We start from the raw sequence: 13,621 nt of genomic DNA on the forward strand, positions 1-13,621 counted from the left end.
CAGCGAACTATGAGTGGACCCCGCGTCTTGGTGGTGGAAGATGAGCGCGACATCAGCGAGCTGATCGCCATCAACCTCCGCCATTATGGATATGCGCCCGTGTGCGTCGAGGATGGCGAAGCCGCACAGCGTGAACTGGATGCCGTGCTGCCGGACGTCATCTTGCTGGACTGGATGTTGCCCGGCCACAGCGGCCTCGTGCTGGCGCGGCGCTGGCGCAGCCACCCGCGCACCAGGGCCGTGCCCATCCTGATGTTGACGGCGCGTGGCGATGAGCCCGACAAGGTGGCGGGGCTGGATGCGGGGGCGGATGACTACCTGACCAAGCCTTTTTCCATTCAGGAAATGCTGGCGCGCATCCGGGCCGTGCTGCGCCGGCGCGCACCTGATCAGGCTGGCGAGGCGGTGCAGATCGGCAACCTGCATCTGGACAATGCCTCCCACCGGGTACTGCTGTCAGGTCAGCCACTGAAGATGGGCCCCACCGAGTTCAAGCTGCTGAACTTCCTGATGCAGAACCCCGAGCGTGTGCATACGCGCTCGTCCTTGCTGGACAAGGTCTGGGGCGACCACGTCTTCATTGAGGAGCGCACCGTAGACGTTCACATCAAACGCCTGCGCGAAGCCCTGACTACCGCTGGCAACATGGTCGAAACGGTGCGTGGCGTAGGCTACCGCTTCACGGCCAACCCAACCAGCGCACCAGCGCCGATGGCCAAGCAGTAACGCGACCAAGAGCGCTTCAGCCGAGCAGGCGTGCGCGCAGCATGGGCAGGGCATCCAGGCCCCACAGCAATTCCCCGTCCACCACGAAACTCGGTACCCCAAACAGCCCGGTTGCCAGCGCTGCATCGGTGTTGGCGCGCAGGCGCTGTTTGATTGCCTCATCGTCGACCGACTGGATGGTGGGCTGCCATTGCTTGTGCAGAACGGCGCGCAGCGCTTCCAACCGCTGCAGATCCAGCGGGTCCGCGCCACCAGCCTCCCAGCAATGAGCGAATACCGCGTTGGCAACATAGCGGTTGATGGCACCGTCTTCGCTACACGCCAACGCCATGCGTGATAGAGGAATGCTCGAGAAGGGATGGTTGACTGCAGGGGCAAACGACGTTAGCCCTGCCTGCTCGGCGAGCCACGTGGTGTGGCGTCTGATCCAGTCGCGCTTGGCGGGCTGCTGGGCGGGCGAGGGTACGGCATTGGCCTTAAAAACTGCACCGAGCACGATGGGGCGGTACTCCATCCGGTAGCTGCAGCCTTCCAGCGCCTGCGGCAGTGCGTGAAATGCCAGATAGGCATAGGGCGATACGAAATCGAGGTAGAACGTGACGTTCTTCATGGTTGTCTCCTTGGTGAGGGCATGGGGCAGTCTAATGGCCTCATGCGTGGGAAGGTGCCGCTATGCCGTCAAATGTGAGACAGGGATGTAACGCTTGGGTATTCAGCAGCATTTGACCGCGGCTAGGGCCAAGTGGGGACGCAAGGGATTGACAGTGGCGGGAGATTGCCCTTGCATTCGGTGCCATCTGCCCCGCCCGTTGGCACGGCCTGCGAGAACAGATCTGGTTCCCGCGCGGCTTGCTGACGCGCCGGCACCCGCTGGTTAGCTGGCACCTCCAACTGGTCGTTCACCATCAAAGCTAGCGCCATTGGCCAGAGCGGCTTGGTGCCCGGCAATGCCATACGCCAGCAGCCAGCCAATCTGTGGATAGCGCTCAAGCGCAATCTTCGCGCCCCAGGTTGAGTGGTTGATCTGCAGTGCCTGTCCTTGCAGCTTGCGCTGAAATGGCTTGCAGTACTTGCCGAGGTCGTGCAGCAACCCGGCTGCCCGGGCCAGCTGCGCCGCGCCGAAATGCACAGCGTGCGCTTGCGCCAACGCCGCCACCGCGTTCGCATGCTCGGCCATGCTCTGGTGGCCAGCCTTTACGGGGTCAGGCGAGGAGTGGGCAAAGTAGCGTGAGACGTCAGAGGATTCGAGGCAGGACATGCGTGGTCTCCATTCGTTCGATGGTTTTTGAAACTATGCCCCAGATGGCGGCGACCTGAACCATTCATCCCCACCTGCGGTGGAAAACGTTGTGGATATCTTGCGGGAACGGGTGGGATGGCAAAGTGAGGGTGGGTTCAATGCTTATTTTTTGAGCAGTGGGCTGACGAGTCAGGCAGTGGCTCTGCGACCCACCTGCCGGTGTGCCTGTGGTGAACAGGTTCTGAGCGAGAGCCACCCTTCGCTATCATCACCGGCGCATCCCTTCTACATTCGCCAAGCCGCAATGCGGCGGCCTGCTCATGCACGATCTCAACGACTTTTACTACTATGCACAGGTGATCGAACACGGCGGTTTCGCTGCCGCGGGTCGCGCGTTGGGGCTTCCCAAATCCAAGCTGAGCCGCCGTGTTGCGGCGCTGGAAGCGCGCCTGGGGGTGCGGCTGATCCAGCGCTCCACCCGGCGCTTTGTCGTCACCGATGTGGGACAGCGCTTTCATGCGCACTGCAAGGCGATGCTGGTCGAGGCAGAGGCTGCCGAGGCGGCGGTGCTCAGCAGCCGAGCCGAGCCGGCTGGCGTGGTGCGCATGAGCTGCCCGACCGCGCTACTGCAGGCGCAGGTCGCGCATATGGTGGCGGATTTCATGGTCGCCTATCCCGCGGTACAGGTGCATTTGGAAGATACCAACCGCCGTGTGGATGTGGTGGGGGAAGGAATCGACGTGGCGTTGCGCGTGCGACCCGCTCCGTTGGAGGACAGCGATCTGGTGTTGCGCGTACTGGGGCAGCGCAGCCAGTGTCTGGTGGCCAGTCCCCAGCTTTTGGCTACGCACGGCACGCCTATGCAGCCAGCGGATCTGGCAGCCTTGCCCAGCCTGGCGCTGGGGCAACCCCAGTTTGATTACCACTGGCATCTGATTGGCCCTGATGGCCAGCATCACCAGATTGCGCACCAGCCTCGCCTGGTTACCCGCAGCATGCCAGCGCTGCTGGTGGCTGCGGAAGCTGGCGTAGGCGTGGTGCAGCTGCCGCGCATGATGATGCACGATGCGCTGGCACGCGGCGCGCTGGTGCAGGTGATGCCTGGCTGGGAGCCACCTGCGGAGATCGTGCACGCGGTGTTGCCCAGCAGGCGCTATCTGTTGCCCGCGGTGCGTGCGCTGGTGGATGATCTGGCCCAGCGCTTTTCCGCACTGCAGGATCAGTAGCTGCCGTTATTCGTTATTGTTTGTCGCCAGTGCCGTTTTCGGCTGCTTCCTGCGCCAGCAGCTGTGCACGCAGCCTGGCGCGCAGCTCCTTGCGGCTGGTTTTGCCTACGGCGGTGGTATCAAACGCGTCCACGAAAACGATCTGGTCAGGCACCTTGAAAGCGGCGACGTTGCGCTGCTTGAACCATTTCTTCAGTTCCGGCGCGCGCGGCTTTTCTCCTTGTTGCGGGATGATGAAGGCGCAGATGCGCTCGCCCAGATAGGTATCCGGCACCGATACCACGGCGGCATCGAACACCTGTGGGTGGGCTAACAGGTGGTCCTCGACCTCCTCGGCGGAAATCTTCTCGCCGGCACGGTTGATGTGGTCGGTGGCGCGCCCCTGCACGATCAGGTAACCCTGTGGCGTGCGCGTGACGACATCGCCGGTGCGGTAGAAGCCGTCCTCGGTAAAGCTGCGCGCGTTGGCGGCGTCGTCATTGTGATAAGCCCGGATGGTGTAGGGCCCGCGGGTGAGCAGATAGCCGGTCTGGCCAGGTTCCAGCGCGTGGCCCTGGTCGTCGACTACCAGCACCTCGTCATCCGGGCTGATGGGGCGGCCCTGGGTTTCGATGATTGTCTCGATCGGATCGTCCAGGCGCGTGTAGTTGACCAGGCCCTCGGCCATGCCGAACACCTGCTGCAGCTGGCAGCCCAGCCCGGCAATGACGCGCCGCGCTGCCTCCGGCGTGAGCTTGGCGCCGCCCACCTGCAGTACCTGCAGGCTGGACAGGTCGTGCGGCGTTGTGGCAGCGGCCTGCGCCCACAGCAGCGCCAGCGGCGGTACCAGCCCCACGGCGGTGACGCGCTCGGCGGCGATCAGCGGAAAGGCCGTCTCGGGTGATGGGTTGGGGCTGACCACTACCGTGGCACCGGCATACAGCGCACCGAACGCGCCTGGCGAGCTCATCGGAAAGTTATGTGCGGCAGGCAGCGCCACCATGTAGACACTCTCGGGCGTGATGTTGCAGATGGCGTTGCTGGCGCGAAAGCTGTAGATGTAGTCATCGTGCGTGCGCGGTATCAGTTTCGACAGCCCTGTGCTGCCGCCCGAGATCTGCAGGAAGGCGACCGATTGCGGATCGGCGTCGGCAGTGGGCAGGCGCGCGGGCTCGGGGCGAAAGCTGGAAAGGCTTGTGAACTCGCCAGCGTCGCCATCCACCACGATCACGTGCTCCAGGGCAGGCTGCGCAGCCTTGACCTCGCGTGCCAGCGCCAGGTAGTCAAACTGCTCGTAGCGTGCCGCGACAACGTAGGCGCTGGCCTCCGCCTTGGTGGCGAAATGGGTGATTTCCGTCAAGCGGTGCGCGGGCAGCGCGTAGACGGGAATCAGGCCAGCGCGGAACAGCCCGAAGACCACGCTGTAGAACTGCGGCATGTTGCCAAGTTGCACGACGACGCGATCGCCCGGCTGCAGGCCCAGGGCTAGAAAACCAGCGGCCGCGGTCTCCACCTGCTCCCAGAGCTGGGCATAGCTCCAGCGTATAAGCTCACCGTTCGAGTAACCCACGATGGCGGTACGCTCGCCAAATTGCATTGCACGCTCGCGCAAGAAGCCGGCCAGCGTCTCGCCCCGCCAATATCCGGCCTGCCGGTAGCGTGCGGCGAACTCGGAGGGCCAGATCTGCGCGAGAGGATGGCGGTGACGAGTTGGAATGCGATTCATTTCTGTCATGACATGCAAGTCTGCGGTGATGGAAAAAAGGTGGCAGATGGATCAGTGTGCCGGTCGTCGGCTGTGCAGCGGCACGGCAATGGCCAGCGCAGTCATGGTCAGGGCCATGAATGCGTAAGGGATGCCGGGTGCAATGGTGTAGAGCAGCGTGCCGACGATGGGGCCGATGACCATGCCAAGCCCCTGCGCCGCCGAGGCGCTGCCCGCGGCCGCGCCCTGTTCATGTGGCTCGACGGCGTTGGCAGCCATGGCCTGGAAGGAGGGGAAAACGAATCCCATGCCGAAGGCACCGATGCTGTTGGTCAGCGTAAGCATCAGCGCAGAGCCCACGAAGTACGTGCCGGCGTAGCCCAGGGCCGCGATGGAGGCCCCCGCGACGATCCAGCGCTCCAGCGCGATTCCGGGCAGCCGTATCACGCATTGCTGCGCCAGGATCAGCGCCACGCCGACGCTCGTGAGCACATGTCCCGCCACCCGCGCGCCGGTGTCCGCATCCAGGCTCAGCCTATCCATGGCGAAAAAGCCGATGGAGACCTGCGCGATCGAGACGGTCATCATGGCCGTCAGGGCCGTAGCCATGGCCAGGCGCAGGCGCGGATCGAAAAGCTTCAGCGCAGCCGGGCGCTGTGTGCTTGCGCTGGTGGTGCCATGGCGTGGCGCTGGCTGCCACGGCAGCCACAGCAGCAGGATCAGGCTGCCCAGCATTGGCAGCAGGGCGGTCGCGTAAAAGCCCCATTGCAGGCCATGCGCACTGACCGTGCTGACGATGGCAGGGCCCGCCACCATGCCCAGTGCCGTGGCGGAGCCGAGCTTGGCCATGGCCTGCTGTCGCTCCAGTGGCGCGATATTGTCCGCGATGGCCGCTGCGGCCGTTGGCGGTACTGCCGCATAGAACGCGCCAATCAATGCCCGTGTGCCAACCAGCATGCCCATGGTGAGAAGCGCCGGCAGGGCGGTGCGCAACGCCATGTCGACATACAGTGCCAGCACTGCGTATGCCAGCGCGAAGGCGGACAGGCCGGCCAGCAAAATCGGCTTGCGCCCCATGCGGTCGCTCAGGCGCCCCCAGGGGCGTGCCAGCAGCATCCAGAACACCCCCCCAATGGCCATGGAGACGCCGGCAACCAGTTCGGGCACTCCCAGCTGGCGCACGACGGGTCCGATGATCGCAACGTAGGCCATCATCGCCATCGTTCCCAGCAGGGCTGCTATGAGCAAGGGGGTGAGGCGAAAGGTGGACGTTGTCATCAAGTGCGGGAGCAAGGGGCGGTTGGGGATTGCCGTCGCAGCGCACTGCGAACGCGGCGGATTTACAGCAGGGGGGCAAATGCGCGGCCTGCTTGCGCAGGGCCGCGCAGATCATACCCATATCCGCGCAGCTTGGCTGCAGGGGCCGCGCGCGGGCAGCTGCCTATAATGGCGCCGTTCCTAGGGGTGTCCTGAGGCGCGGTTCATCGACCCTTCAAGCGGTGTCACACACGTGGCATAGGTGCGGGGAGATCGGAATAGCTTCTGACGGGCTGAGAGTTTGCGCACGCGGTGCGCGATAACCCTTTGAACCTGATCCGGGTCATGCCGGCGAAGGGAAGGACGATTGCCACTGCGAGCGCCTGCAACGGGCGCGCTGGTGCGCGGCCTTCCATGTTCTGGTTTCTGCCAATACCGTATGGAAGGGGTGTGCCATGGCACAGACGTCGTTTCTCTCCAGTGCTGCCGCCATTGTCTGGCTGGTGTTTTTTGCCGCGCTGTTCGCCATTGCCGGCATGCTCTATGCGCGCAGGCGGCGCGACAGTCTGGAGGAATTCATCACCGCGCGTGGCTCGCAGGGCTCGCTGGCGACTTCGCTGACGCTGATGGCGTCGGCGCTGGGGGCGTGGATTCTGTTTTCGCCGCCACAGGCCGCGACCTGGGGCGGAATCGCCGCGGTCATCGGCTATGCGCTGGGGGCGATGGCGCCGCGCCTGGCCATGATTCCTCTGGGCCAGCGCATGCGCGCGCTGATCCCGCGCGGCCACTCGCTGACGGAGTTCCTGATGGCGCGCTATGGCCGCGGCATGTACTTGACGGCCCTGCTGATCATGCTGTTTTACATGTTCATTGCGATGACGGCCGAGATCACCGCCATCGCGCTGCTGGTTACCCTGATTGCGCCCGTGCCGCTCTGGGTGACGGCTGCGATCGTCATGGGGTTCACGCTGCTCTATACGTCCTACGGTGGGCTGCGCGCTTCGATCTTCACCGATCAGATCCAGATCGTTCTCATCGTGCCGCTGTTGCTGGCGCTGGTGGCGTTGGGATGGTGGGTCACCGGCGGGCCGGCGCCGGTGGTGCGCAGCCTGCGGGAGACGGCGCCGCAGCTGCTGGACATCACCAGCGCGACTGGCATCAAGGCAGGACTGACCTTTTTCGTGGCCATCCTGCTGACGGAGATCTTCCATCAGGGGAACTGGCAGCGCGTCTACGCCGCTCGCAACACGCGGGACATGCGTCGCGGCTTCCTGCTGGGCGGGGTACTGGTTGGGCCATTTATCCTGGCCATGGGGCTGTTCGGCCTGGCCTTCATGGCCCGCTCGCCGCAGGGGGACAGCTCGGTGGCGCTGTTCAGCGTCATCATGCCTGCGCTGCCACTGTGGCTGGCTGTTGCGCTGATTCCTCTGGGCCTGGCACTGGTCATGAGCAGTGCCGACACTGTCATCAATGCGGTGTCCAGCATCGTGGCGGTGGACATTGGCAAGCTGTATCCGCGCGTCTCCACGGCAGTCTTGCTGCGGCTGGCGCGCTGGTTGATTCTGCTGCTGGCCATTCCGGTGCTGATTGTCGCGGCGCAGGGCTACAGCGTGCTCTACCTCTTCCTGCTGGCTGACCTGTTGTGTGCGGCTGCGGCGTTTCCGGTCTTCTTCGGGCTCTATAACCGACGTCATGACGGGCTGGACGCGGTACTGGCAACGCTGTCGGGGCTGGCGGCCGGTCTGTGGATGTTCCCGCGGCCCGGTCAACCGATGGACACCCTGCTGGAGGCATTTTTGCTGGCGGCGCTGGTGCCAGTGGGAATGATTGGCGTGCTGCAGCTGGTGCGCCGCGCGCGCGCTCTGTTCGATCTCCAGTCGCTCGCTGGCAGCGTGCGCAGACTGGATCGCTGAGCGCAGGGCCTCTGGTTTTTCGGGCCGCTTCTGCTGCACAGGCCTGACTGGCGCGCCTTATGATGGCGCCGCACAAGTGCGTTCTACTTTTTCGGGAGGCTAGTGATGATGCTGACATGGATCGTGACCACCGTTGCGCGGCAAGAGGATGCGGCCAAGCTTGCCCAACTGGCGCTGGATGCGCGGCTGGCCGCTTGCGTGCAGACGGAATCCATCGAGAGTCGCTACCGCTGGAAAGGTGAGGTGGTGCAGGAGCGCGAGCTGCGCCTGCTGTTCAAGACGACCGCAGCAGCCAGCGCGCGCCTGCAGGCCTTGCTCAAGGCGCACCATCCGTACGAGGAGCCTGCACTGTATGCCTTGCAGCCAAGCGAGGTCGCGCCGACCTTTGCCGCGTGGGTGGCCAGCGAAGTCGCGCAGCCGGACGTTGCCACGTAAACTTGCCGTTCCAAATTCAAAGAGCAGTCATGGCGGCAGCAAGAAAAAATGCAAAGACCTCGCGCAGTGTGCAGCCCGTTCAGGTGAACCCTGAAGTGCGGCTGCGCCCGCTGGAGCGGGAAGATCTGCATTTCGTGCATCAGATCGACAACAATGCCAGTGTGATGCGTTACTGGTTTGAGGAGCCGTTCGAGACATTCGCGGAACTGGCAGCGCTTTACGAGGAGCATATTCACGACCAGGGCGAGCGCCGCTTCGTCGTCGAGTATCAGGGCCAGAAGGCTGGGCTGGTTGAGTTGGTCGAGATCGATCTGGTGCATCGCCGCGCCGAGTTCCAGATCATCATCGCGCCAGATTTCCAGGGCCGTGGGCTGGCGACGCAGGCCACGCGGCTGGCGATGGACTATGCATTCAGCGTTCTCAACCTGTACAAGCTGTATCTCATCGTCGACAAGGACAACAAGAAGGCCTCGCACATTTACAGCAAGTTGGGTTTCAAGGTCGAGGGCGAGCTCATCCACGAGTTTTTCGTCAACGGCGAGTACCGCAACGTCGTGCGCATGTATCTCTTCCAGCACGACTATTTGAAGAAGTTCCCCCGTCAGGGCGCTCTGCTGCGGCCGACCGCGCAGTAGTTGACGGCCTTCTTCTGACTTCGCCTCGTCATGCAGAAAGCGGCCCGTCGGGCCGCTTTCTTAGAACCTGTTCACGATCTTTTTATGCACCGCGTTGGCTCGCCAGACGCGCGCGGCGGCGTTGCAAATCCTCGTTGGGCCACCAGCCCGACTGCGGTTTGCGCCTTGCATCGCGTGTCTGGTGAGCCAACGCGGTGCATAAAAAGATCGTGAACAGGTTCTTACACACCAGGCCGAGCCGCGCTGCGGTGCTCAGCTTTCGTGCTGCTCCAGAAAGCGTTGCGCGTCCAGCGCCGCCATGCAGCCGGTGCCGGCGCTGGTGATGGCCTGGCGATAGACGTGGTCCTGCACATCACCGGCGGCAAATACGCCAGGCACGCTGGTCTGGGTCGCAAAACCGTCGTGACCGCCCTTGGTGAGGATGTAGCCATCCTTCATCTCCAGCTGGCCCTGGAAGATCTCGGTATTGGGCGAATGGCCAATGGCAATGAACGTGCCATCAAGGGCAATTTCCTCGGTGGAGCCGTCCTGCACGTTCTTGATGCGCACGCCGGTAACGCCGCTCTGATCGCCCAGCACCTCGTCGAGCACGCTGAAGAGCTTGAGTTCAATCTTGCCCGAGCGCACCTTTTCCATCAGTTTGTCGATCATGATGGGTTCGGCGCGGAACTTGTCGCGGCGGTGGATCAGCGTGACCTTGCTGGCGATGTTGGAGAGGTACAACGCCTCCTCCACGGCCGTATTGCCGCCGCCGACGACCGCCACGGGCTTGTTCCGGTAGAAGAAGCCGTCGCAGGTCGCGCACGCGGAAACGCCCCTGCCCATGAAGGCCTGCTCCGAGGGCAGGCCCAGATACCTGGCCGAGGCACCGGTGGCGATGATGAGGCTGTCGCAGGTATAGGTGCCGCTGTCGCCCTTGAGGGTGAAGGGCCGGCTGGAAAGGTCCACCGCATTGATGTGGTCAAACACGATGTTGGTGTTGAAGCGCTGGGCGTGCTTGAGAAAGCGCTCCATCAGCTCCGGGCCCTGCACACCCTCGGGGTCGGCGGGCCAGTTGTCCACTTCGGTGGTGGTGGTCAATTGCCCGCCCTGCGCCATGCCGGTGATCAGCACGGGCGCCAGATTGGCGCGTGCCGCGTAGACTGCAGCGGTGTAGCCTGCAGGGCCGGATCCGAGTATCAGAACTTTTGCGTGTAATGTGTTGCTGTTGCTCATGTTTTTATCGTCAAAAAAGTGTTGGCTACGCGTTCGGCGCAGGTCTTTGCGATAATCTGTCCTTTGACAGCCTTGCTGCATTGTAGGGATTTCCCCTTGCCCTGAATTGTGCCGCCGATTTGCCCTCCATAGTGGTGCGCTCTGGCAGGATTTGCCATCCAGGCGTCAATCTCCGCGACTGTCCCGCCGGTTGGGACGTGGTTCACATGCGATCTTCCTCGAATACCTTCAACTCCTCCAACACTGATGCACAGCTGGGCTTTTTCAGCCGCTTCGGGCAGGATCTGCTGCTGTTTCTCGCGCTGGTGTTCGGTGCGGCCTGGGTTGCGGCACTGATCAGCCATTCGCCGCAGGATGCGGCGTGGTCTTCGTCGGGACAGGGCGGTGCACTGGCGGTGCAGACGCACAACTGGCTGGGAAACATTGGTGCCTATTGGTCCGACATCTGCTACTTTTTGCTGGGCTATACCACTTGGGTGCTGGTGGGCGCACTCGTGCTGCTGTGGTGGCGCGCCTTTCGCAATTGGCTGCGCGGCAAGCCGCTGGCGCGCCCCGAGGGGCGGCTGATGATGCTGCGGATGTGGACACGCAGGGGGTTGTGGTGTCTGAGTCTGCTGCTGCTGTTGTGCAGCTGCGCGGTGCTGGAATGGTCGCGGCTGTACCGCTTTGAGGCCAGTCTGCCCGATCATGCGGGCGGGGTGTTGGGGCATCTGATGGGGCCGCGCGTGGTAGGCTGGCTGGGCTACAACGGCTCCACGGTGGTGTCGCTGGTGCTGGCGCTGCTGGCACTGTCCTGGGTGCTGGGCTTTTCATGGGGCATGCTCGCCGAGCGGACCGGCGCATGGATCGAGAAGTGGCTGGTGCGGGCATCACTGGCGCTGGAGCACCGCCGCGACGCACGGGCAGGCCGGCTGGCGCAACGCCAGCGCGAGGCGCAGGTAGCCAACGACGTGGTGCTCGATCGTGAGGCCCTGCGCACGCGCGATGTGCCGGTCGTCGAGGTACCGGAGGAGCGTTTGCCACAGATGTGGGACGCGCCCGCGGAGCCGGTGCTGACGCCGGCCGATGACGCAGCGGAACGTACGCCGCCAACCTATGTGGACAATGCCGATCTGCCCTGGGACGAAGAGCCGCCGCCTGGCAAGACCTACGCCACCACATTGCCCGATGAGCGTGCCGAGCCGCTGTGGGATGATCCCACGCCGGTGGCGCCCAACGAGACTGCCCTGGTTACCACGCCGGCCAAGCGCCAGAAGCATCTGTTCGATGATGCGCGCAGCGGTGCATTGCCATCGGTGAATCTGCTCGATCCCGTGGCAACCAAGCAGGAGACGGTCACGCCCGAGACGCTGGAGATGACCAGCCGGCTGATCGAGAAGAAGCTCAAGGATTTCGGCGTGCAGGTGCGCGTGGTGGACGCCCAGCCCGGCCCGGTGGTCACGCGCTACGAGATTGAGCCTGCCACCGGCGTCAAGGGCCAGCAGATCGTCAATCTCTCCAAGGATCTGGCGCGGTCGCTGTCGCTGATGTCGATCCGCGTGATCGAGACCATTCCCGGCAAGAACTTCATGGCGCTGGAGTTGCCCAACGCGCGGCGCCAGTCCATCCAGCTCAAGGAAATCCTGTCCTCGCCGGTGTACCAGGACGAGCAGTCCAAGCTGGCGCTGGGTCTGGGCAAGGACATCATCGGCAACCCGGTCGTGGCCGATCTGGCCAAGATGCCGCATTGCCTGGTGGCCGGAACGACCGGCTCAGGTAAGTCGGTGGGCATCAACGCGATGATTCTCTCCATCCTCTTCAAGGCCGAGCCCAGCGAAGTCCGCCTGCTGATGATCGACCCGAAGATGCTGGAGATGTCCGTCTACGAAGGCATCCCGCACCTGCTGTGCCCGGTCGTGACGGACATGAAGCAGGCCGCGCACGGCCTGAACTGGTGCGTGGCCGAGATGGAGCGCCGCTACAAGCTCATGAGCAAGCTTGGCGTGCGCAATCTGGCAGGCTTTAACAGCAAGCTCCGGGAAGCGCAGGAGCGTGGCCAGCCCCTCGGCAATCCCTTCAGCCTCACGCCGGAGGATCCGGAGCCGCTGGAGCCGCTGCCGCACATCGTCATCGTCATCGACGAGTTGGCCGACCTGATGATGGTTGTGGGCAAGAAGATCGAGGAATTGATCGCACGCCTGGCGCAGAAGGCGCGCGCCGCCGGCATTCACCTGATTCTGGCCACGCAGCGCCCCAGCGTGGACGTGATCACCGGCCTGATCAAGGCCAACGTGCCCACGCGCATCGCCTTTCAGGTCTCGAGCAAGATCGACAGCCGCACCATCCTCGACCAGATGGGCGCCGAAGCCCTGCTGGGCATGGGGGACATGCTGTACATGAAGGGCGGCACGGGCTTGCCGGTGCGTGTGCACGGCGCCTTTGTCAGTGACGACGAGGTGCACCGCGTGGTCGAGTTCATCAAGCAGAGCATGGGCGAGGCCGACTACATCGACGGTGTGCTCGATGGTGTGGGCAGCGAGAATGAGAGCGACTGGGCGGTGGATTTCGAGGGCACGCCTGCCGGCAGCGGCGGCGGCGAAAAGGATCCGATGTACGACCAGGCCGTGGAAATCGTGCTCAAGGACCGCAAGGCCAGCATCTCCTACGTGCAGCGCAAGTTGCGCATCGGCTACAACCGCTCGGCGCGCCTGCTTGAGGACATGGAAAAGGCCGGTCTCGTCAGCCCGCTGACCAGCAGTGGCCAGCGTGACATTCTGGTGCCGCACCGTGGCGAGTGACACTGCCGCTGCAACAGACGGCAAGAGTGTGGCGCCGCTGCGGGTGGTCGGCCTGTGCGCGGCCTGGTGCGGCGTCTGTCGCGAGTACGCGCCGCTGTTCGCCCAGTTTGCCGCGCAGGCGCCGGACGTGACGACCGTCTGGCTGGACGTGGAGGAGCCTGCGATCAGCGCGGCGCTCGACGATGTCGATGTGGAGACGTTTCCGACCATTGCCATCGGACGCGGCGATACCTTGCTGTTTTGGGGCGATGTGTTGCCCCATCTCCGGGTGCTGGAGCGGCTGGTTGCCGACTTGCGCGATCCGCTGGCAAGCGCCCCCGCGACGCCAGCCGCCTACCAGCGCGCATGGCGGGCGCTGCAACCGCTGCTGCGCGATTGAGCGGCAGCAGGTTGTGCGTTTTGCAGGTGCCCGCAGCGCGCCGAGACCATCGGTTTCCGGCATGCAAGGGCACGTTTCTTGCATGCGTGCGCTGCCAGCGGCCTGCAGCATTCCTTGCTGTGCGGCTGTATCCG

At 64.0% G+C, this 13,621-nt stretch carries 12 protein-coding genes and 1 riboswitch; of the genes, 7 read left to right on the forward strand and 5 right to left on the reverse strand.

Annotation, left to right across the window (positions count from 1 at the left end):
* Positions 1 to 9 precede the first annotated feature (9 nt).
* Positions 10 to 726, forward strand: a complete 717-nt coding sequence (gene phoB / locus AAV94_RS10970; RefSeq protein WP_046742283.1) for a phosphate regulon transcriptional regulator PhoB — start codon at positions 10 to 12, stop codon at positions 724 to 726.
* Between the two features lie 16 nt (positions 727 to 742).
* Here the strand turns inward: phoB and AAV94_RS10975 are convergent, their stop codons facing one another.
* Positions 743 to 1,336: a 2-hydroxychromene-2-carboxylate isomerase gene (locus AAV94_RS10975; RefSeq protein WP_046742284.1), complete on the reverse strand. Its 594-nt coding sequence runs from the start codon at positions 1,334 to 1,336 to the stop codon at positions 743 to 745.
* Between the two features lie 264 nt (positions 1,337 to 1,600).
* Positions 1,601 to 1,984, reverse strand: a complete 384-nt coding sequence (locus AAV94_RS10980) for a CRISPR-associated endonuclease Cas3'' (protein WP_046742285.1) — start codon at positions 1,982 to 1,984, stop codon at positions 1,601 to 1,603.
* A gap of 302 nt (positions 1,985 to 2,286) precedes the next feature.
* Between AAV94_RS10980 and AAV94_RS10985 the strand changes: the two genes are divergently transcribed.
* On the forward strand, positions 2,287 to 3,192 hold the full coding sequence (locus AAV94_RS10985) for a LysR family transcriptional regulator (protein ID WP_046742286.1): 906 nt from the start codon (positions 2,287 to 2,289) through the stop codon (positions 3,190 to 3,192).
* 13 nt (positions 3,193 to 3,205) lie between these two features.
* Here the strand turns inward: AAV94_RS10985 and AAV94_RS10990 are convergent, their stop codons facing one another.
* Both AAV94_RS10990 and AAV94_RS10995 read right to left on the reverse strand, forming a co-directional pair.
* Positions 3,206 to 4,897: a (2,3-dihydroxybenzoyl)adenylate synthase gene (locus AAV94_RS10990; protein WP_046742287.1), complete on the reverse strand. Its 1,692-nt coding sequence runs from the start codon at positions 4,895 to 4,897 to the stop codon at positions 3,206 to 3,208.
* Positions 4,898 to 4,948: 51 nt separating this feature from the next.
* Positions 4,949 to 6,169 carry an MFS transporter gene (locus AAV94_RS10995; RefSeq protein WP_331396815.1) on the reverse strand — a complete coding sequence of 407 codons (1,221 nt, stop codon included), beginning with the start codon at positions 6,167 to 6,169 and terminating at the stop codon, positions 4,949 to 4,951.
* A 157-nt stretch (positions 6,170 to 6,326) separates the two neighbouring features.
* Positions 6,327 to 6,510: riboswitch (TPP riboswitch) on the forward strand.
* Between the two features lie 78 nt (positions 6,511 to 6,588).
* Between AAV94_RS10995 and AAV94_RS11000 the strand changes: the two genes are divergently transcribed.
* The 3 genes from AAV94_RS11000 (at position 6,589) to speG (ending at position 9,116) form a co-directional block, all read left to right on the forward strand.
* Positions 6,589 to 8,046 (forward strand): sodium:solute symporter family transporter, encoded by a 1,458-nt coding sequence (locus AAV94_RS11000; RefSeq protein ID WP_046742289.1) that lies wholly within the window; start codon positions 6,589 to 6,591, stop codon positions 8,044 to 8,046.
* A gap of 105 nt (positions 8,047 to 8,151) precedes the next feature.
* Positions 8,152 to 8,481, forward strand: coding sequence for a divalent-cation tolerance protein CutA (gene cutA, locus AAV94_RS11005; RefSeq protein ID WP_046742290.1), 330 nt, complete (start codon positions 8,152 to 8,154; stop codon positions 8,479 to 8,481).
* Positions 8,482 to 8,510: 29 nt separating this feature from the next.
* Positions 8,511 to 9,116, forward strand: coding sequence for a spermidine N1-acetyltransferase (speG, locus tag AAV94_RS11010; protein ID WP_084824878.1), 606 nt, complete (start codon positions 8,511 to 8,513; stop codon positions 9,114 to 9,116).
* 252 nt (positions 9,117 to 9,368) lie between these two features.
* On the opposite strand, the gene trxB is transcribed toward speG, so the two are convergent.
* Complete coding sequence (gene trxB / locus AAV94_RS11015) at positions 9,369 to 10,331, reverse strand: thioredoxin-disulfide reductase (protein ID WP_046742291.1); 963 nt, start codon at positions 10,329 to 10,331, stop codon at positions 9,369 to 9,371.
* Between the two features lie 206 nt (positions 10,332 to 10,537).
* Here trxB and AAV94_RS15310 point away from each other — a divergent pair, with 206 nt between their 5' ends.
* Positions 10,538 to 13,108, forward strand: coding sequence for a DNA translocase FtsK (locus AAV94_RS15310; protein WP_046742292.1), 2,571 nt, complete (start codon positions 10,538 to 10,540; stop codon positions 13,106 to 13,108).
* Complete coding sequence (locus tag AAV94_RS11025; protein ID WP_046742293.1) at positions 13,098 to 13,487, forward strand: thioredoxin family protein; 390 nt, start codon at positions 13,098 to 13,100, stop codon at positions 13,485 to 13,487. Before AAV94_RS15310 ends, AAV94_RS11025 begins: the two co-directional genes overlap by 11 nt.
* The last annotated feature ends 134 nt before the right edge of the window (positions 13,488 to 13,621 follow it).

This window comes from Lampropedia cohaerens, assembly GCF_001005215.1.
Lineage (GTDB): Bacteria > Pseudomonadota > Gammaproteobacteria > Burkholderiales > Burkholderiaceae_C > Lampropedia > Lampropedia cohaerens.

Coding starts and splice junctions, on each gene's coding strand:
- AAV94_RS10975 (WP_046742284.1), bottom strand. CDS start 1,336: ATGAAGAACGTCACGTTCTACCTCGATTTCGTATCGCCCTATGCCTAT.
- phoB (WP_046742283.1), top strand. CDS start 10: ATGAGTGGACCCCGCGTCTTGGTGGTGGAAGATGAGCGCGACATCAGC.
- AAV94_RS10990 (WP_046742287.1), bottom strand. CDS start 4,897: ATGAATCGCATTCCAACTCGTCACCGCCATCCTCTCGCGCAGATCTGG.
- AAV94_RS15310 (WP_046742292.1), top strand. CDS start 10,538: ATGCGATCTTCCTCGAATACCTTCAACTCCTCCAACACTGATGCACAG.
- AAV94_RS11000 (WP_046742289.1), top strand. CDS start 6,589: ATGGCACAGACGTCGTTTCTCTCCAGTGCTGCCGCCATTGTCTGGCTG.
- speG (WP_084824878.1), top strand. CDS start 8,511: ATGGCGGCAGCAAGAAAAAATGCAAAGACCTCGCGCAGTGTGCAGCCC.
- cutA (WP_046742290.1), top strand. CDS start 8,152: ATGATGCTGACATGGATCGTGACCACCGTTGCGCGGCAAGAGGATGCG.
- AAV94_RS10980 (WP_046742285.1), bottom strand. CDS start 1,984: ATGTCCTGCCTCGAATCCTCTGACGTCTCACGCTACTTTGCCCACTCC.
- trxB (WP_046742291.1), bottom strand. CDS start 10,331: ATGAGCAACAGCAACACATTACACGCAAAAGTTCTGATACTCGGATCC.
- AAV94_RS10985 (WP_046742286.1), top strand. CDS start 2,287: ATGCACGATCTCAACGACTTTTACTACTATGCACAGGTGATCGAACAC.